Source organism: Curtobacterium sp. MCJR17_043, from assembly GCF_003224315.2.
Taxonomy (GTDB): domain Bacteria; phylum Actinomycetota; class Actinomycetes; order Actinomycetales; family Microbacteriaceae; genus Curtobacterium.
In genome coordinates, this window is the sequence record NZ_CP126259.1 from 3,277,740 (window position 1) to 3,294,840 (window position 17,101).

General features: G+C 71.8%; 12 protein-coding genes and 9 pseudogenes. 8 read left to right on the plus strand and 13 right to left on the minus strand.

The window, feature by feature from the left end; genetic code table 11:
* Positions 1 to 151: 151 nt before the first annotated feature.
* Positions 152 to 706 (minus strand): annotated as a pseudogene (locus DEJ15_RS19150) (DsbA family protein); the annotation flags it as partial.
* On the opposite strand from DEJ15_RS19150, the gene DEJ15_RS17015 reads away from it, so the two are divergent.
* The 3 genes and pseudogenes from DEJ15_RS17015 (at position 597) to DEJ15_RS17025 (ending at position 3,727) form a co-directional block, all read left to right on the plus strand.
* Complete coding sequence (locus DEJ15_RS17015; protein ID WP_284175324.1) at positions 597 to 857, plus strand: hypothetical protein; 261 nt, start codon at positions 597 to 599, stop codon at positions 855 to 857. The pseudogene DEJ15_RS19150 and the gene DEJ15_RS17015 sit on opposite strands and share 110 nt — an antisense overlap.
* A 335-nt stretch (positions 858 to 1,192) precedes the next feature.
* Positions 1,193 to 2,293, plus strand: a complete 1,101-nt coding sequence (locus tag DEJ15_RS17020) for an ABC transporter ATP-binding protein (RefSeq protein ID WP_110824105.1) — start codon at positions 1,193 to 1,195, stop codon at positions 2,291 to 2,293.
* A 158-nt stretch (positions 2,294 to 2,451) separates the two neighbouring features.
* Positions 2,452 to 3,727, plus strand: a pseudogene (locus tag DEJ15_RS17025) (DUF4032 domain-containing protein).
* 233 nt (positions 3,728 to 3,960) lie between these two features.
* Here the strand turns inward: DEJ15_RS17025 and rlmB are convergent.
* The 6 genes and pseudogenes from rlmB to DEJ15_RS17045 form a co-directional block, all read right to left on the minus strand.
* A complete protein-coding gene (gene rlmB / locus DEJ15_RS17030; protein WP_110824107.1) occupies positions 3,961 to 4,980 on the minus strand; it encodes a 23S rRNA (guanosine(2251)-2'-O)-methyltransferase RlmB in 1,020 nt (339 codons plus the stop codon).
* Between the two features lie 28 nt (positions 4,981 to 5,008).
* Positions 5,009 to 5,236 carry a CysS/YqeB C-terminal domain-containing protein gene (locus DEJ15_RS19825; protein ID WP_502866177.1) on the minus strand — a complete coding sequence of 76 codons (228 nt, stop codon included), beginning with the start codon at positions 5,234 to 5,236 and terminating at the stop codon, positions 5,009 to 5,011.
* Positions 5,228 to 5,771: pseudogene (locus DEJ15_RS19830) on the minus strand (DALR domain-containing protein); the annotation flags it as partial. The pseudogene DEJ15_RS19830 and the gene DEJ15_RS19825, both read right to left, overlap by 9 nt.
* A gap of 59 nt (positions 5,772 to 5,830) precedes the next feature.
* Positions 5,831 to 6,421: pseudogene (locus tag DEJ15_RS19165) on the minus strand (cysteine--tRNA ligase); the annotation flags it as partial.
* A 64-nt stretch (positions 6,422 to 6,485) separates the two neighbouring features.
* Positions 6,486 to 7,661 carry a 2-C-methyl-D-erythritol 4-phosphate cytidylyltransferase gene (ispD, locus tag DEJ15_RS17040; protein ID WP_110824109.1) on the minus strand — a complete coding sequence of 392 codons (1,176 nt, stop codon included), beginning with the start codon at positions 7,659 to 7,661 and terminating at the stop codon, positions 6,486 to 6,488.
* Positions 7,662 to 7,712: 51 nt separating this feature from the next.
* Positions 7,713 to 8,196: pseudogene (locus DEJ15_RS17045) on the minus strand (CarD family transcriptional regulator).
* A 185-nt stretch (positions 8,197 to 8,381) separates the two neighbouring features.
* On the opposite strand from DEJ15_RS17045, the gene DEJ15_RS17050 reads away from it, so the two are divergent.
* Entirely contained in the window at positions 8,382 to 8,972 is a 591-nt protein-coding gene (locus tag DEJ15_RS17050) for a hypothetical protein (protein ID WP_284175325.1), read from the plus strand.
* Between the two features lie 74 nt (positions 8,973 to 9,046).
* Here DEJ15_RS17050 and DEJ15_RS17055 read toward each other — a convergent pair.
* Positions 9,047 to 9,728: pseudogene (locus tag DEJ15_RS17055) on the minus strand (response regulator).
* Positions 9,725 to 10,893 (minus strand): annotated as a pseudogene (locus DEJ15_RS17060) (sensor histidine kinase). Before DEJ15_RS17060 ends, DEJ15_RS17055 begins: the two co-directional pseudogenes overlap by 4 nt.
* A gap of 147 nt (positions 10,894 to 11,040) precedes the next feature.
* Here DEJ15_RS17060 and phoU point away from each other — a divergent pair.
* Both phoU and DEJ15_RS17070 read left to right on the plus strand, forming a co-directional pair.
* The gene (gene phoU, locus DEJ15_RS17065; protein ID WP_110824113.1) at positions 11,041 to 11,712 is read left to right on the plus strand and encodes a phosphate signaling complex protein PhoU; all 672 of its coding nucleotides are present in this window, start codon (positions 11,041 to 11,043) and stop codon (positions 11,710 to 11,712) included.
* A 119-nt stretch (positions 11,713 to 11,831) separates the two neighbouring features.
* Positions 11,832 to 12,374, plus strand: a complete 543-nt coding sequence (locus DEJ15_RS17070) for a P-loop nucleotide/nucleoside kinase family protein (protein WP_110824114.1) — start codon at positions 11,832 to 11,834, stop codon at positions 12,372 to 12,374.
* A 71-nt stretch (positions 12,375 to 12,445) separates the two neighbouring features.
* Here the strand turns inward: DEJ15_RS17070 and DEJ15_RS17075 are convergent, their stop codons facing one another.
* Positions 12,446 to 13,192 (minus strand): phosphoglyceromutase, encoded by a 747-nt coding sequence (locus DEJ15_RS17075; RefSeq protein ID WP_110824115.1) that lies wholly within the window; start codon positions 13,190 to 13,192, stop codon positions 12,446 to 12,448.
* A gap of 43 nt (positions 13,193 to 13,235) precedes the next feature.
* Between DEJ15_RS17075 and DEJ15_RS17080 the strand changes: the two genes are divergently transcribed.
* Positions 13,236 to 14,024, plus strand: a complete 789-nt coding sequence (locus DEJ15_RS17080; RefSeq protein WP_110824116.1) for a class I SAM-dependent methyltransferase — start codon at positions 13,236 to 13,238, stop codon at positions 14,022 to 14,024.
* 146 nt (positions 14,025 to 14,170) lie between these two features.
* On the opposite strand, the pseudogene ygfZ reads toward DEJ15_RS17080, so the two are convergent.
* From ygfZ to DEJ15_RS17095, 3 genes and pseudogenes are all read right to left on the minus strand, one after another.
* Positions 14,171 to 15,249 (minus strand): annotated as a pseudogene (gene ygfZ / locus DEJ15_RS17085) (CAF17-like 4Fe-4S cluster assembly/insertion protein YgfZ).
* Positions 15,249 to 15,851: a heme-binding beta-barrel domain-containing protein gene (locus DEJ15_RS17090; protein ID WP_110824118.1), complete on the minus strand. Its 603-nt coding sequence runs from the start codon at positions 15,849 to 15,851 to the stop codon at positions 15,249 to 15,251. The pseudogene ygfZ and the gene DEJ15_RS17090 overlap by 1 nt, the downstream one beginning before the upstream one ends.
* Positions 15,852 to 16,004: 153 nt before the next feature.
* Entirely contained in the window at positions 16,005 to 16,310 is a 306-nt protein-coding gene (locus tag DEJ15_RS17095; protein WP_110824119.1) for a hypothetical protein, read from the minus strand.
* Between the two features lie 98 nt (positions 16,311 to 16,408).
* Between DEJ15_RS17095 and DEJ15_RS17100 the strand changes: the two are divergent.
* Positions 16,409 to 17,090 (plus strand): annotated as a pseudogene (locus DEJ15_RS17100) (response regulator transcription factor).
* Positions 17,091 to 17,101 lie beyond the last annotated feature (11 nt).

Below are 17,101 nucleotides of genomic sequence, written 5' to 3' on the forward strand. Positions count from 1 at the left end.
GCGGACCCGGTCGGCGTCGCGGACGCGGTGGGGGGTCGCGCTCGGGGTCGGCGTGGGGGGTCGTCTCGGTGCTGCCCGCGGCGCTGACGACGAAGGTCCGGAACTCGTCGTTCGTCGAGGCGGTGGAGTACGGGTACTGCTTGCCGTTGACGAGCACGAGCGGGGTCCCCGGGAAGGTCGTGAGCTCCGAGCCGGGGATGTCCCCGCCCGTCACGGCGGTGGTGCGCTCGTCGACCCACTTGCCGTACCGCTGGTCCTCGATGCACTGCTCGATCGTCGAGCCCTTGCGCACACCGGGCACGGTCGTGACGACGTCGGCGAGCTGCTCGTCGGTGAGGCCCGGCGTGCCCTCCTCCGGCTGCGCGGCGAACAGTGCGCGGTTCACGGCGAAGAACGAGTCCGGGGACTCCTGCGCGACGCAGGCCGCCGCGTTCGCGGCACGGAGGGAGTACTTCGTGCCCTGGGAGCGGTTCGTCAGGATCGCGACGGGGTGCACGTCGAGGGTCGCGGCACCGGAGTCGACGAGCCCCTCGATGTACTCGCTGTTCGTCTGCTCGAACGAACCGCAGATCGGGCAGAGGTAGTCCACGTAGAGGGTGATCCGGACCTGTTCGGCCGAGGCGGTCGAGCTCGGCGACGGCGTGGACGCGGCACCGGGCTCGACGGCCTTCAGCCCGGCGCCGATCGTGATCCCGCCGTCGGCCATGGTGTCCGGCCCGGGGCCGGCCGGACGCGAGGAGTTCACGAGCACCAGCGTGACGATGGTGGCGGCGGCGATCAGCACGACGCCCAGTCCGACCTGGAGCCCGATGCGGACACCCCGCTGGCGTCGCTTCTGCTGGGTACGGGTTCGCTGAGCTCGCTCGCGCGCGGCGGCACGACGCGCGTTGCGCTCGGCGCGGGCGTCGCCTTCGGGGCGGTTGGTCATCGTGCGGTCGTCCTCCTGGTCGGTGTCCGCCGGCCTCCCCCCCGGTCGGCGGACGGACCCGGCGATTGTAGTGGCGGCCGATGGGAACCAGCCAACCAGCCGACGACGCCCGGAGCCCGCGTGCCCCCCCGCACTGGCGCCAGCCGGAGAACTCGTGTTGTATGAGGCATGACGGTCGACGGCGACCGTCCGGGGCCCGACTGGGCCGCCGCTTCACCACGGATCGTCCGGCACGTACCTGCCGGTGGAGAGGACCGAACGCTCATGGCGTCCGTCACCTATGACAAGGCAACCCGTCTCTACCCCGGGGGCAACCGCCCCGCGGTGGACTCCCTCGACCTGGACGTCGCCGACGGCGAGTTCCTCGTCCTCGTCGGCCCGTCGGGCTGTGGCAAGTCCACGTCCCTGCGCATGCTCGCCGGCCTCGAAGAGGTCAACTCCGGTGCCATCCGCATCGGCGACCGTGACGTCACCGACGTCCCGCCGAAGGACCGCGACATCGCGATGGTGTTCCAGAACTACGCGCTGTACCCGCACATGACCGTCGCCGAGAACATGGGCTTCGCTCTCAAGATCGCCGGCGTCGGCAAGGAGGAGCGCGCCACCCGCGTGCAGGAGGCCGCCAAGCTCCTCGACCTCGAGCAGTACCTCGGTCGCAAGCCGAAGGCGCTCTCCGGTGGTCAGCGTCAGCGCGTCGCGATGGGCCGTGCGATCGTCCGTCAGCCGCAGGTGTTCCTCATGGACGAGCCGCTGTCGAACCTCGACGCCAAGCTCCGCGTCCAGACCCGTACCCAGATCGCGTCGCTGCAGCGTCGTCTCGGCGTCACCACGGTCTACGTCACGCACGACCAGACCGAGGCACTGACGATGGGTGACCGCATCGCGGTGCTCAAGGACGGCATCCTGCAGCAGGTCGGCACCCCGCGCGACCTCTACGAGAAGCCGAACAACGTGTTCGTCGCCGGCTTCATCGGCTCGCCGGCCATGAACCTCCTGCCGGCGTCGGTGCTCGAGGGCGGCATCAGCTTCGGGTCGCTCAACCACCCGATCGACCGCGACACCCTGTCGAACGCCCGCTCGGGTGCCGTCACGGTGGGCGTTCGCCCCGAGGACATCATCGTGTCCCAGTCCGGCGAGGGCCTGCCCGTCACGGTCGACGTCGTCGAGGAGCTCGGCGCCGACGGCTACCTCTACGGCCACGCCGACGTGAACGGCACGCGCACCGACATCGTCACGCGCGTCGACGGTCGCAACCACCCCTCGATCGGTGACACGATCGTCGTGAGCCCGAAGCAGGGTCACGTGCACGTGTTCGACGCCGAGTCGGGCGAGCGCCTCGACGACAAGGCCGTCATCAGCGCCTGATCGTCACCCCCCGGGAGCCCGTCATCCGCCGTCACCGGCGCCTGGCGGGCTCCCGTCGTTCCCACCTGCGGGACGGGAGGCTCGGTGCGGGCCCGCACCGTGCCTCCCGTCCCGCAGACCCACCGCCGAGCACCTGAGGACCCGTCGTGCCCGACTCCATGACCATCACCGCCGCCACCGTCGACCCCGGCCTGCTCGACCTTCCCTGGGACCTGCCGCTCGAGGCCTGGCCCGACGAGACGATCGTCGCGCTGCCGAAGGGCATCTCGCGGCACCTGGTGCGGTTCGTGCACCTCAGCGGCTACGTCGTCGCGGTCAAGGAGACGAGCGCCGAACTCGCGCGCTCCGAGTACGACATGCTCCGGACCCTGCAGCGCATGGACGTGCCGTGCGTGGACCCCGTCGCGGTCATCACGAACCGCGTCGGCCGCGAGGGCGAGGAGCTCCAACCCGTCCTCGTCACCCGCCACCTGCGCTTCTCGCTGCCATACCGGGCGCTGTACTCGCAGACGCTGCGCCCGGACACGGCCACCCGCCTGGTGGACGCCCTGGCGCTCCTGCTCGTCCGGCTGCACGTCATCGGCTTCTACTGGGGCGACGTCTCGCTCTCGAACACGCTGTTCCGCCGCGACGCCGGCTCGTTCGCCGCGTACCTGGTGGACGCCGAGACCGGGAAGCTCTACCCGGGCGGGCTGTCGAACGGGCAGCGGGAGAACGACCTCGAGGTCGCCCGCGTCAACATCGCCGGCGAGCTCCTCGACCTGGAGGCCGGCGGACGTCTCGACGAGAACGCCGACCCCCCTGGACGTGTCGAACCGCATCGTGGCGCAGTACCGGACCCTCTGGACGGAGCTCACCGGCACGGAGCAGTTCGACGCGGCGGAGCGCTGGCGCATCAACGACCGCGTGGAGCGGCTCAACGCGCTCGGCTTCGACATCGAGGAGCTGTCGATCCGCACCGCGGAGTCCGGCGCACAGGTCCGCATCCAGCCGAAGGTCGTCGACGCCGGACACCACCAGCGCCGTCTGCTGCGTCTGACCGGCCTCGACGCCGAGGAGAACCAGGCCCGACGACTGCTCAACGACCTGGACGCGTACCGTGCCCGCAACGGCCGCGAGGAGCTCGACGAGGAGATGGTCGCGCACGAGTGGGTCTCGCGGGTGTTCGAGCCCGTCGTGCGGGCGATCCCGCGGGACCTGCGCGGCCGGCTCGAACCCGCCGAGGTGTTCCACGAGTTGCTCGAGCACCGCTGGTTCATGTCGCAGCAGGAGGAGCGATCGGTGTCGCTCCCCGAGGCCACGACCGCCTACATCAACGACGTGCTGCGGCACCGGCGGGACGAGCGCACGCTCATCAACCCGCCGACGTCGTCGATCGCGCTGCCGCTCGACGGCGAGGACGAGGACGACGAGGACTGGCGCGCGTCCGTCTGAGCCGTCCCCCCCTCCCCCCCCCCCAGGTTCCGGAATTCACGCATCTCGCGCGTCGAGATCCCGCGATCGCGGGATCTCGGCGGACGTGAGCGGCAGGTCGTGCGACCGCGGCAGACGCGGTCGGGCGGGGTGGGCGGGCTGGGCGGGGCGGCGCCCTCCAGGCAGACGGACGGGAGGCCCGGCGCCGGTCGCGTGGACCGGCACCGGGCCTCCCGGATGTCGCTGGTGCGGCGCTACTCGGCGCGTCGGCGCCGGGCGACCTCCCACAGGGTCACGCTCGCGGCGATGCCCGCGTTGAGGGACTCGGTCGCGCTCGAGATCGGGATGGAGACGATCGCGTCGCACGTCTCGGTGACGAGGCGGGAGAGGCCTTTGCCCTCCGAGCCGACGACGATGACGATCGGCCGGTCGGCGAGTTCGAGGGCGTCCAGCTCGACGTCCCCACCACCGTCGAGGCCGAGGACGAACAGCCCCATCGACTTCAGCGACTTGAGGGTCTGCGTCAGGTTCGGCGCCATCGCGACGGGGGTCCGGGCAGCGGCACCCGCGGACGTCTTCCACGCCGACGCGGTCACGCCGACGGAGCGACGCTGCGGCACGATGACCCCGTGCCCACCGAACGCGGCCGTCGACCGGATGATCGCACCGAGGTTGCGCGGGTCGGTGATGCCGTCGAGCGCGACGATGAGCGGGACCTGGTCGCGCGAGAACGCCCGCTCGACGAGGTCCTCGGCGACCGCGTACTCGTACGCCGGCACCTTGAGCGCGACACCCTGGTGCACGCTGTCGTGCCCCGTGATGCGGTCGAGCTCCGGACGCATGATCTCCATGATCGGCACGCCGCGGTGGTTGGCGAGCGCCAGGATCTCCTTGACGCGGTCGTCGACCTCGATCCGGGCGGCGATGTAGAGCGTCGTCGACGGCGTCTTCGTCCGGAGCGCCTCGAGCACCGAGTTGCGGCCGGTCACCAGCTCGCTGTCGTCGGTCTTGCGTGCGGGCGGTCGACCACCCGAGCGGGTCTGCGGCGCCGAGGCGCTGCTGCCGCCACGACGGGCACGCGCAGCCTCGAAGCGCTCCTTGGCGGCCTTGCGCTTGCCGGCCGGGTGGTACGGGCGGTCCTCGGCCTTCGGCGTCGGCTTGCGGCCCTCGAGCGCCTGCGCGCCCTGCCCGCCGGAACCGACCTGCTTGTTGCCCTTGCGGCCGGTCCGGACGGCGCCCGGACGACCCTTCTTGCTCCCCGAGACGTTCTTCATGCAGTTCTCCTGTTCGGCACTGCCGTGTTCAGGCGATGCTCCAGCGTGTTCCGGACGGTGTGTCCTCGATCGTGATGCCCGCGCCTGCGAGGTCGTCCCGGACGCGGTCGGCCGTGGCGAAGTCCCGTGCGGCCCTGGCGTCGGCGCGTTCCTGCACGAGGCGTTCGACGAGGGCGGCGAGCGGTGCTGCGGCGGTGTCGTGCGCACCACCCGACCAGTGCGGCGCCCGCGGGTCGATGCCGAGCACCTCCACCATCGCGGCCACCTGATGGTACGCGACACCGAGCGCTTCCGCATCGTCGGCGTCGAGCGCTGCGTTCCCGGACCGGACGGTCTCGTGCAGGACGGCCAGCGCCTGGGGCACCGCGAGGTCGTCGTCCATGGCGTCGGCGAACGCCTGCGGCACCGTCGGGGCGTCGGCGAGGCGGACCCCTTCGAGTCGTGCGGCACCGCGGTCGAGGAACCCCTCGATGCGGTCGAGCGCGGCCTCGGCCTCGGCGAGGGAGCCCTCGTGGTGGTCGATCGTGGACCGGTAGTGGGCGGCGCCGAGGAAGTAGCGGACGACGACGGGGCGTGCGGCCGCCAGGAAGTCCGCGGCGAAGATCGAGTTGCCGAGGGACTTGGACATCTTCTGCCCACCGACGGTCACGAGCCCGTTGTGCAGCCAGTACGAGGCGAAGGCGTCCCCCCGCCGCGGTGGACTGTGCGAGTTCGTTCTCGTGGTGCGGGAACCGCAGGTCGAGGCCGCCGCCGTGGATGTCGAACGCTGGGCCGAGGTAGCGCCGGGACATCGCCGAGCACTCGATGTGCCACCCCGGGCGGCCGGCACCCCACGGCGAGTCCCAGCTGGCGGTGGATGGCTCCCCCCCGCCTTGCTGCCCTTCCACAGGGCGAAGTCGCGGGCGTCCCGCTTGCCCCGGGGATCGGCGTCGGTGGCGTCGACCATGTCGTCACGTCGCTGACGGGTCAGGGCGCCGTACTCCGGCCAGCTCGCGGTGTCGAAGTACACGTCACCGCTGCCGTCCGCTGCCGGGTAGGCGTGCCCGCGCTCGATGAGGCTCGTGATGATGTCCTGCATCTGCGGGATGCTCGCCGTCGCGCGGGGCTCGTACGTCGGCGGCAGGATGCCGAGCGCGGCGTAGGCGGCGGTGAACTCGAGTTCGACGCGGTAGGCCCGGGCCCACCACGCCTCGTCGGAGCCCGCGGCGAGGTCGAGCACCTTGTCGTCGATGTCGGTGACGTTCCGCACCAGGGTGACCCGGTACCCGCGGTGACTCAACCAGCGACGCCAGATGTCGTAGACGAGCGCGGACCGGAGGTGTCCGATGTGCGGGGAGGACTGCACGGTCGGCCCACACACGTACATGCTGACCTGTCCGTCGACCAGGGGCACGAGGTCGACGACGTCGGCGGCGCGGGAGTCGTACAGGCGAACGGTCACAGGACAAGCCTAGAGGGGGGACGCCCCCCCACCGCGACGGAACAGGGCAGGGCCTGTGGAGTGTTCAGACGGCCCGGACGACGGCCGTGGCGATCGCGGTGAGCCCCTCGCCCCGCCCGGTGAAGCCGAGCCCGTCGGTCGTCGTGCCGGAGACCGCGACGGGCGCGCCGACGACCGCGGCGAGGGCGTCCTGCATCTCCTTGCGACGAGCCCCGATGCGCGGGCGGTTCCCGACGACCTGGACCGTGACACGGACGGGGACGAGGCCCTCCGCGCGGAGCAGCTCGACGGCCCCGCGGACGAAGACGTCCCCGGTCGCTCCGGCGTACCGCGGGTCGGACGTGCCGAACCGCCCGCCGATGTCCCCGAGGCCGCCTGCGGAGAGCAGCGCGTCGCACACCGCGTGCGCGACGGCGTCCCCGTCGCTGTGTCCGGAGAGGCCCGCTTCACCCGGGAAGTCGAGCAGGCCGACGCGGCACGGGCTCGCGGCGTCGAAGGCGTGCACGTCGACACCGAGCCCGACCCTGAGGTCGAGCGACGGAGGCGTCGACGCGGCCGCCGCACGCTCGGCGACGACGGCCTCGGCACGACCGAGGTCCCACCGCGTGGTGATCTTGAACGCGTCGGCGTCACCGGGCACGGTCCGGACCGTCCCGCCGGCCGCCTGGAACACCCCGGCGTCGTCGGTCTCGGCGCGGGCGGCCCCGGCGTAGGCGCGGCGGAGGTCCGCGAGCGGGAAGCCCTGCGGCGTCTGCACCCCGACCAGCGCCGACCGGTCGACGGTCTCGACCACGGTGTCCCCGTCGACACGCTTCACGGTGTCGGTGACCGGCAGGCCCGGGACGACCCCGGCGCCCGACGCCAGCACCGCGGCGAAGACCCGCTCGAACTGGCTCGCCGGGGTGAGGCACCGCGCGGCGTCGTGCACGAGGACCGTGACGACGGAGTCCGGCAGGGCTGCCAGGCCGGCCTCGACCGACGCGTGGCGATCCGCGCCTCCCGGCACGACCGCCGTGTACGCGACCGCGCCGCCCGCGACGGAGGTGACGAGTTCCCGGCACTCGTCGAGCCGGTCCGCCGGTGCCACGACCGCGACGAACGTCGGCTCGGTCAGCGCGAGCACCGTCCGCAGTGCGCGGACGAGCATGCGTTCACCGGCGACGGGGACGAACGCCTTGGCCGTCCCGAGCCCGAGGCGGGTGCCGGAACCCGCCGCGACGACGACGACCGCCCTGCTCACCCGATCGGGGAGCAGGACGGTCGTCGTCGTGTGGTCCAGCTGCGGTTCGCCCTAGGAGGCGAGGACCTCGTCGAGGACGGTCGATGCCTTGTCCTCGTCGGTCTTCTCCGCCAGGGCCAGCTCGGAGATGAGGATCTGCCGAGCCTTGGCCAGCATCCGCTTCTCGCCCGCGGAGAGCCCGCGGTCCTGGTCGCGGCGCCAGAGGTCGCGCACGACCTCGGACACCTTGATGACGTCCCCCCGAAGCGAGCTTCTCGAGGTTCGCCTTGTAGCGGCGCGACCAGTTGGTCGGCTCCTCGGTGAACGGTGCCCGCAGGACCTCGAAGACCTTGTCGAGGCCTTCCTTGCCGATCACGTCGCGGACGCCGACCAGGTCGACGTTGTCCGCCGGGACCTCGATCGTGAGGTCACCCTGCGTGACGCGCAGCTTCAGGTAGACCTTCTCCTCGCCCTTGATGACGCGAGTCTTGACTTCAGAGATGGTTGCCGCCCCGTGATGGGGGTAGACGACGGTCTCGCCGACCTCGAATTGCATGTATCAGGCTCCGTTCCCAGACCTTCAGTTTACCACAAGGCCCGTTCGGGTAATGGGCCGGGCCCGCGGCGACGGGCCGGGGCGCGCGGGGCACCGCCGACCCTGACCTCCGGCCGTCCCGGGGCCTGGGTAGGATGATCGCCAGGGCCGCACGGTCCGCCATCGTTGACTTCCGGAGGAACCTCTTGCGAGCTCGGGTACTCGTTTCCGTCGCCGTCGCCGCGTCCATCGCCCTCGGCGCCACCGGCTGCGAGTTCTTGTCGCCGGCGCGCACCAAGGAGATCCGCCAGATCACCGACGGCGTGGACGTGTCGACGGGCAGCATCGACGTGCGCAACGCCCTGCTCATCACGGACACCGGCGAGGACGCCCGCTTCGTCGGCACCCTGGTCAACACCGGGGAGCGCGACCGCACCGTCACGCTCGAGCTCGACGGCACCGACCAGACCGTCGAGGTCCCGAGCAACTCGACCGTCGTGCTCGCCGACGACGAGCAGCACGACACGGTCGACTTCGACGACGTCACCGCGGAGCCGGGCTCGCTCGTGAAGATGTACTTCTCGTACCAGGGCGCCGAGGGCGCGTCGGCCACCGTGCCGGTCCTCACGAGCGCGCAGGAGGAGTACCAGACCCTCGCGCCGTCCCCCCACGCCGACGCCGACCGAGACCTCCCCCCTCCGTCAGCGGCACGCAGCCGACCGGTGGCGCCGACGCCCCCCGGCACGCAGGAGGGTCCGCAGACCGACTCGTCCGAGGGCGACAACGGCACGAACTGACGCAGCAGACACCCGGGAGGCCCGGGGCTGGTCCCGCAGGACCGGCTCCGGGCCTCCTGTCTGTCCGGACGCGGCTACGCCTCGATGCGGTAGCCGAGCCCGCGGACCGTCACGAGGACCTCCGGGGTGCTCGGCACGCGCTCGATCTTCGAGCGGATGCGCTTGATGTGCACGTCGAGCGTCTTCGTGTCGCCGAAGTAGTCCGACCCCCCACACCCGGTCGATGAGCTGCCCGCGGGTGAGCACGCGGCCGGCGTTGCGCAGCAGCAGCTCGAGGAGCTCGAACTCCTTGAGCGGCATCGGCGTCTCCGAGCCGTCGACCGACACCGTGTGGCGCTCGACGTCCATCCGGATGCCGCCCACCTGCAGGATGCCGACGTCGCCCGGGTCGTCCTCGGTGCGACGGCGGAGGACGGCACGGAGCCGGGCCAGGAGCTCCCGCGTCGAGTACGGCTTCGTCACGTAGTCGTCCGCGCCGAGCTCCAGCCCGACGACGATGTCCACCTCGGAGTCCTTCGCGGTGAGCATGATGATGGGGACGTTCGACCGGGTGCGGATCTGCCGGCACACCTCGGTGCCGCTCAGGCCGGGGAGCATGAGGTCCAGCAGGACGAGGTCGGGGTCGTCCGTGTCGAACTTCGACAGCGCGGTGACGCCGTCGGCAGCGACGGAGGTGTCGTACCCCTCGCGCTGCAGCAGGAACTCCAGGGGTTCGCTCAGGGCCGGCTCGTCGTCGACGATGAGGATCTTGGTCACGATGGCTGCTCTTCCAGTTGCTCTTCGAGTGCTGTGGTCAGTTCGGGGTCTGCTTCGGGGAGCCGGATGGTGAACGTCGAGCCCTTGCCGGGCTGCGACCACACGCGGACGTCACCGCCGTGGTTGCTCACGATGTGCTTCACGATCGCGAGGCCGAGGCCGGTCCCGCCGGTCGCACGGGACCGTGCGGGGTCGACGCGGTAGAACCGCTCGAACACGCGGTCGAGGTCGGACTGCGGGATGCCGACGCCCTGGTCGGTGACCGCGATCTCCACGAAGCCCTTCACCCGCCGGACGCCGACGCCGACGCGGGTGTGGTCCGGGGAGTACTTGACCGCGTTCGCGATGAGGTTCGACACCGCCACCTGCAGCAGGCCGGGGTCGCCGATCACCCGCAGCTTCGACCGCTTCGCACGGACGAGCTCGATGTCGCGGGCCCGGGCGACGACCTCGTTGCCGTCGATCGCGGCCTGCACGACCGCGTCGATCGCGGTCTCCTCGCTGGCCTCGAGCGCGTCGACGGACTGCAGGCGGGACAGCTCGATGATGTCCTTGGTCAGGGCGCCGAGCCGCTCCGACTCGGAGACGAGCTGCGCGGCGAACTTCCGCACGTGCGCGGGTTCGTCGGCGGCGAGCACCAGGGTCTCGGAGAGCAGGCCGATCGCGCCGATCGGGGTCTTCAGCTCGTGCGAGATGTTGGCGAGGAAGTCCCGTCGGACCTCGTCGATCCGCCGGCTCTCGGTGAGGTCGTCGGCCGTGACGAGCACGTACCGGTTGCCGAGCTGTGCCGCGCGGAAGCTGAGGTAGCCGATGACGTCGCCCCGTCCCCCCGCGCGGGAGTTCGAGGTCCTCCGACCCCATCTCCCCGCTGCGCCGCACCTGGTCCACGAGTTCGGCGAGCTCGGCGTGCACGAGCTTGCGCCGGACCACCAGTCCGACCGCGAGTGCCTGCGGGGGAGGCGGCGACGACGGTGTTCGACGGGTCGACGACGACGGCGGGGTTGTGCATCGTGGCGATCACTGCGGCGACGCCGTCGGGGAGGGTCCGTTCCGCCACGTCGGCAGCCCGTGCCGTGCGCTCGGCGGTGATGATCAGCACCACGACGCCCGCTCCGAACACACCGCCGAGGAGCATCGACAGTGGCACGAGCCACGCGTTGTCCATGCCGTCAGTGTAGGAGTGGTCACACGCGGTTCGGATCCCGTTCGCCGCCCTCTCCGGGCCGGAACGCGAACCGTTCAGCCGCAGGTCACCGATCGTTCACCTGGGCTGACGACACTCGTCCGGTACGCAGAGAGAGGTTCTCCCCCCATGCGCGAAGTGTTCCAGCAGGAGCTGCAGGACGTCCAAGAGCGTCTGACCGAGATCGCCGGACTCGTCGAGTCCGCGATCACCCGAGCGACCCAGGCGTTCAGCGACTCCGACGTCGCACTCGCCGAGGAGGTGATCGCCGACGACCAGAAGATCGACGAGGCCGCCTCGAACCTCGACGAGGTCGCGATCGACATCCTCGCCCGCCAGGCCCCGGTCGCGCGCGACCTCCGTGTCGTCGTGACCGCCCTCCGCGTGAGCTCCTCGCTCGAGCGCATGGGTGACATGGCCGAGCACATCGCGCAGCTCACGCGCCAGCGCTTCCCCGAGAAGGTCGTCCCGAAGGGCCTGCGCGGCACCTTCAAGCAGATGGGCGCACACGACGTCGCGATGTCGCAGAAGCTCACGCGCCTGCTCGCGACCGAGGACATCGCCCTCGCTGCCGAGATCCGCGACGAGGACGACGCCGTCGACGAGCTGCACGCGAGCGTCTTCGACTTCGTGCTCGGCGAGGCCTGGAAGGGCGGGCCGGTCGACACGGTCGACGCCACCCTGGCCTCCCGCTACCACGAGCGCTTCGCCGACCACGCGGTCTCCATCGCGAAGAAGGTCGAGTACCTGGCGACCGGCGACTGGGCCGGCGCCGCGGCGGTCACGACCTCGCCGGCCTGACGACTCCGGCTGCCGGACGACTCCGGCCGCCCGTCAGCTCCGGCTGCCCGTCAGCTCCGGCTGCCGCTCACGCCTGTCCCGGCGGTGTGCTGCGGTCGGAGACCTGGGAGGATCAGGGCATGGCCCAGGTCGCGATCATCGTCAACGGCATGCCCGGTTCCGGCAAGAGCACGGTGGGGGCAGCCCTCGCCGAGGTGCTCGGCTGCCCCTTCCTGTCGAAGGACCGGATCAAGGAGCCCCTGGCCGACATCGCCGGTCCGATGATCGCCTCGCGCACGCTCGGCGGTGTCGCCCTGGACACGATGTGGTCGATGGCCGGGGCGGTCGAGAACGGGGTCGTCCTCGACGCCGTCTGGCTGCCGTCCCGCGACCGCGCCTTCCTGGAGGCCGGGCTCACCACCGCCGGGTCGCCGCGCGCGGTCGAGGTGTGGTGCGACGTCGACCGCGCCACGGCCGAGGAGCGCCTCCGCGACCGGTACGACCCGGGCACGCTGCCGGTGCGCCACGACGTGCACGGGGACCTGGCGTCGGTGCTCGCCTTCTGGGACGAGCACGGCGACGCGGCCGGTCCGGTCGGGGTGACGCCCGTCGTCCGGGTCGACACCGCCCGTCCCTACGACGTGGGCATGCTCGTGCAGGAGATCGCCGCGCACTTCGCCTGACGGCGAGGAGGCCCGCCCCGGCCGGGGACGGGCCTCCTGTCCGGACGCGACGCACGTCGCCCCGGGTGGTCCTACTTCTTCGCGCCCTGCGCGGCGACGGCCGCGGCGCCGGCAGCGGCGGCCTCGGGGTCGAGGTACACCGCGGGCTTCGTCGGACGGTGGTCGTCGTCGAGCTCGTACACGAGCGGGATGCCCGTCGGGATGTTCAGCCCCGCGATGTCGTCGTCCGAGATGCCGTCGAGGTGCTTCACGAGCGCGCGCAGCGAGTTGCCGTGCGCGGTGACGAGGACGGTCTTCCCCGCGGCGAGGTCCTGCGTGATGTCGGACTCCCAGTACGGCAGCAGGCGCTCGATGACGAGCTTGAGCGACTCGGTGCGGGGCAGCTGGTCGCCGAGTCCGGCGTAGCGGCGGTCACCGGCCTGCGACCACTCGGCGTCGTCGGCGATGGGGGGCGGCGGCACGTCGAACGAGCGGCGCCACTCCATGAACTGCTCCTCGCCGTACTGCTCGAGGGTCTGCGCCTTGTCCTTGCCCTGCAGGTCGCCGTAGTGGCGCTCGTTGAGGCGCCAGTCGCGCTTCACCGGCAGCCAGGCGAGGTCCGCCTCGAGCAGGGCGATGTCGGCCGTCTGGATCGCACGGGTCAGGAGCGACGTGTACAGGACGTCGGGCACGATGCCCGACTCGGCGATGAGCTCGCCGGCGCGCTTCGCCTCCTTCTCGCCGAGCTCGGAGAGCCGGACGTCGACCCAACCGGTGAACAGGTTCTTCTGGTTCCAGTCACTGTTGCCGTGACGCAGCAGGACGAGCGTGGAGGTCATGCGCCGAGTCTACCGAGCGGCGCTCCACCCGTACCCTGGTCCCATGCCCGGGAACGCCTCGCCGATCGGCACCGTCACACGCGGGACGACCGGGCACAACCGCCTCCGCCGCGTCGACCGCTGGATCGCCACGCTCCCGGTGCTCCGCCGGACCGACGACCCGCTCGTCGCCGACGTCGGCTACGGCGCGAGCCCGACGACGACGCTCGAGCTCCGCGACCGGCTGGCCCGCGTCCGACCGGACGTCGAGGTCACCGGCATCGAGATCGAGCCCTCGCGCGTGGCCCTCGCGAACGCCGGCACCCGTGATGCCGTCACCTTCCGGCTCGGCGGCTTCGAGACCCCGACACCGGGCGGACGGCGGCCCGCCGTGATCCGCGCGTTCAACGTGCTGCGGCAGTACGACGAGTCGGCAGTCGTCGGCTCGTGGCGGATCATGCAGGACCGGCTCCAGCCCGGCGGCCAGCTCGTCGAGGGCACCTGCAACGAGGTCGGTCGCGTCGCCTCGTGGGTCACGCTCGACCGGGAGGCCCCGCACACCTTCACGGTCGCGCTGCGGCTGGCCGGGCTCGACGTCCCGAGCATCGTGGCCGAACGCCTGCCGAAGGCGCTCATCCACCGGAACGTCCCCGGGGAGCGCGTGCACGCGTTCCTCCGCGACCTCGACCTGGCCTGGGCGGTCGCGGCCCCGCTCGGCACGTACGGCCCGCGGCAGCGCTGGATCGCGACCGTCCGCGGGGTGCGGGACCGCGGGTGGCCGGTGCTGCACGGGGTGACGCGCTGGCGCCTCGGCGAACTCAGCGTCCCCTGGTCGGCGGTCGCTCCGGCGTGAGCGACGTCGGTGGGCGCGTCGCACCCGCCGACGGACATCGCACCCCGTCAGGACCGGGCGTGATGAGCGGGACGGGGCTCGGTGCGGGGCGCGGGCGGGGTGTCGGGCGCGGACGGGGGGTGTGGGGCGCGGCCGCGCTCGGCCGGTCAGCCGCGGCGGACGGCCCCGAGCCGCGGGAGGCGCGGCACGTCGGCGGTCGCACCGGCCCCGGGAGGCACGATGACCTCCTGCGCGGCGGTCACCACGACGTCGTCGGCCGGAAGGGTCAGCACCGCCGACGGGTCCAGCGAACGCTTGACCACGGCGAGCCCCACCGGCCCGAGCTCGTGGTGCGTGGCCGAGGCGACGAGCCGCCCGACCTCGGTGCCGTCGAGCGTGACGGGGGGTGCCCGGTGCGGGGACCACGCCGTCGGAGCCGTCGAGGTGCAGCATCACGAGCCGCCGCGGCGGACGCCCGAGGTTGTGCACCTTCGCGACGGTCTCCTGCCCGCGGTAGCAGCCCTTCGACAGGTGCACGGCGGAGCGGAGCCAGTCGAGCTCGTGCGGGATCGTCCGCTCGTCGACGTCGGTGAGCGCCGGGCGCCAGGCGGCGATCCGCAGGGCCTCGAGCGCGAGGAGGCCGGCGACCGGCACGTCCGAGGCCGCGACGGCAGCGGCGGTGTCGGGGGGTGACCACGGCGATGCGGAGGGTCCAGTCGGAGCCGGGGTGGGCCTCCAGGTCGGCGTAGCCCCAGCCGCCCGGCGTGACGGACGACCACGGGTCGACCCAGGTCGTGAGCGGCGCGGCGCCACCGAGCGGGTCCGCACCCGCGAACCAGCCGAGCGTGACGAGGTCGGCCGAGCGGTCGGTGACCTCGACGCGGAGCATGAACCGCATCGACGACAGCCACGCGGCGAGCGGCGCGGCGTCGTCCGGCTCGGTGAGGAGCCAGGTCGTCTCGCCGTCGTCGACGACACGGGCGGCGTGTTCGACCCGACCGGACGCGTCGAGCACGAGTGTCTCGGTGCTGACGCCCGGCGCCAGGCCGAGCAGCAACTGCGACGTGATCGAGTTCAGCCAGGACAGCCGGTCCGGGCCCGACACCGTGACGACCCCGAGCCCGAGTTCCACGACCGCGCGGCCCCGGGCGAGCAGGCGCTGCTCGCCGAGCGGGTTGCCGAGGTGCGCGGCCGGACCGGCCTCGGACGCCACGAAGCCGTCGTGTCCGGCGAACGGGGACGGCATCAGTCGACCTTCGCGAGCTGCCCCGAGGCGTGCGAGGTGAGCTCACGGCCGAGCGCGGCGATGTCCCACGCCCAGAACAGCTTGCCCTCGACGAGGCCGTACATGCGCGTCGCCGCCGAGTACTCCTTGGCGTTGGCGGAGCGCATCACGGCGTCGGTGGCGAGGTCGATGCGGCCCTGCTTCACCCGGCCCACGTAGAGCTCGTTGACGCCCGTGGGGTGGATGATCGCCGCTTCGACGTCGAACCCGTCGGTCTGGTTGCGCAGCGTCTCGACGCTCTGCGTGGTCGAGAACGGCACCGGTCCGTCGCCGAGCAGCATCGCCGGACCGCGGTCACCGGGCTCGGACGGACGGTCGAGTCGCCAGTAGCCCACCTCGGCGGCGAGCGGCGTGCGGTCCTCGTCGAGCAGCCACGTCGTGGACGAGTAGTTGAGGTACGGCAGACCGTCGTGGCTGAAGCTCACGCGCTGGCCGAACTCGTACGTACGGACGGTGTCGTCCTCGCCCACGGGGTACTCGACCACCCCGGTGCCCTCCCACACGCCGACCAGCCACGACAGCGGGACGAGTTCGGCCGAGAGGCCCTCCGGCAGTTCGATCACCGCTGGCCCTTGAAGAGCTTGACGATGACCGTCACCGAGATGAACGCGATGGCGAGCGACGCCAGGCCGAGCAGGCCCACGTAGAAGAGCTCGAGCGCAAGCAGCGAATCCATGCCGCAACTCTACGCGGCCGGCACCGACAGCGCAGGACGCTCAGCGAGCCAGCAGGACGAGCGCGGTGACGAGCACGACCACGAACGACCCGGACGAGGCGATGCTGATCCGCTCGACCAGACCGTCCTTCGTCTGCGTCGCGAGCTGGAGCACGAAGCTGACGAACACCGCCGCGACGAACACGAGCAGGAGCCAGGCGAACGAGTCCTTCGCCGTCAGGGTGAGCACGAGCACCGCTCCGACCACCGCGAGCAACCAGACCGGCACGACGGACGCCAGCCGCAGTCGGCGCTGGCTCGGCCCGACGGGCGGCTCGGCCGTCGCGGGGTCGCTCGTCTCGCTCACGTCCCCATCATGACAGTCCCGCGCTGGACCGTCCGTCCGGGTGGGTTCTGCGGGCTCACTAGGATGGCGCAACGACGTCTTCTCCCTCTGGAGGTCCTGTGGCACAGCTCCTGGTACTCACCTCGGCCGCGCCCGGCGACGTCCTCCCGAGCCTCGGCCTGCTGAGCCACCGGATCCGCCACGTCCCGGCCGAGGCCGCGCAGCTGGTGAACGCGCCGCAGAGCGACCTCATGTTCGTCGACGCCCGCACCGACCTGGTCAGCGCCAAGGCCCTGTGCAAGATCCTCGCCACGAGCGGCTCGACCACCCCCGTCGTCCTCGTGGTCACCGAGGGCGGCCTCACCGCGGTGACGACCGAGTGGAACATCGACGACGTCGTGCTCGAGTCCGCCGGCCCCGCGGAGGTCGACGCCCGCATCCGCCTCAACGCCGGTCGCGCGTCGAAGAACCCGACCGGGTCGAAGATCCAGGCCTCCGGCGTCGTCATCGACGAGGCGAGCTACTCCGCCAAGGTGCGTGGCCGGCCGCTCGACCTGACGTTCAAGGAGTTCGAGCTCCTCCGGTTCTTCGCGTCGCACCCCGCCCGGGTCTTCACCCGCGAGCAGCTGCTCAGCGAGGTCTGGGGGGTACGACTACTTCGGCGGCACCCGGACGGTCGACGTGCACGTCCGACGCCTGCGCGCCAAGCTCGGCGACCTCGAGTCGCTCATCGGCACCGTCCGCAACGTCGGCTACCGCTTCAACGTCCACGACGACGACGAACGGCTGCAGGGGCAGTGATGCTCGCCGTC

Coding starts and splice junctions, on each gene's coding strand:
- phoU (WP_110824113.1), top strand. CDS start 11,041: ATGCGCGAAGTGTTCCAGCAGGAGCTGCAGGACGTCCAAGAGCGTCTG.
- DEJ15_RS17020 (WP_110824105.1), top strand. CDS start 1,193: ATGGCGTCCGTCACCTATGACAAGGCAACCCGTCTCTACCCCGGGGGC.
- DEJ15_RS17080 (WP_110824116.1), top strand. CDS start 13,236: ATGCCCGGGAACGCCTCGCCGATCGGCACCGTCACACGCGGGACGACC.
- DEJ15_RS17070 (WP_110824114.1), top strand. CDS start 11,832: ATGGCCCAGGTCGCGATCATCGTCAACGGCATGCCCGGTTCCGGCAAG.
- DEJ15_RS19825 (WP_502866177.1), bottom strand. CDS start 5,236: ATGGTGGAGGTGCTCGGCATCGACCCGCGGGCGCCGCACTGGTCGGGT.
- rlmB (WP_110824107.1), bottom strand. CDS start 4,980: ATGAAGAACGTCTCGGGGAGCAAGAAGGGTCGTCCGGGCGCCGTCCGG.
- DEJ15_RS17075 (WP_110824115.1), bottom strand. CDS start 13,192: ATGACCTCCACGCTCGTCCTGCTGCGTCACGGCAACAGTGACTGGAAC.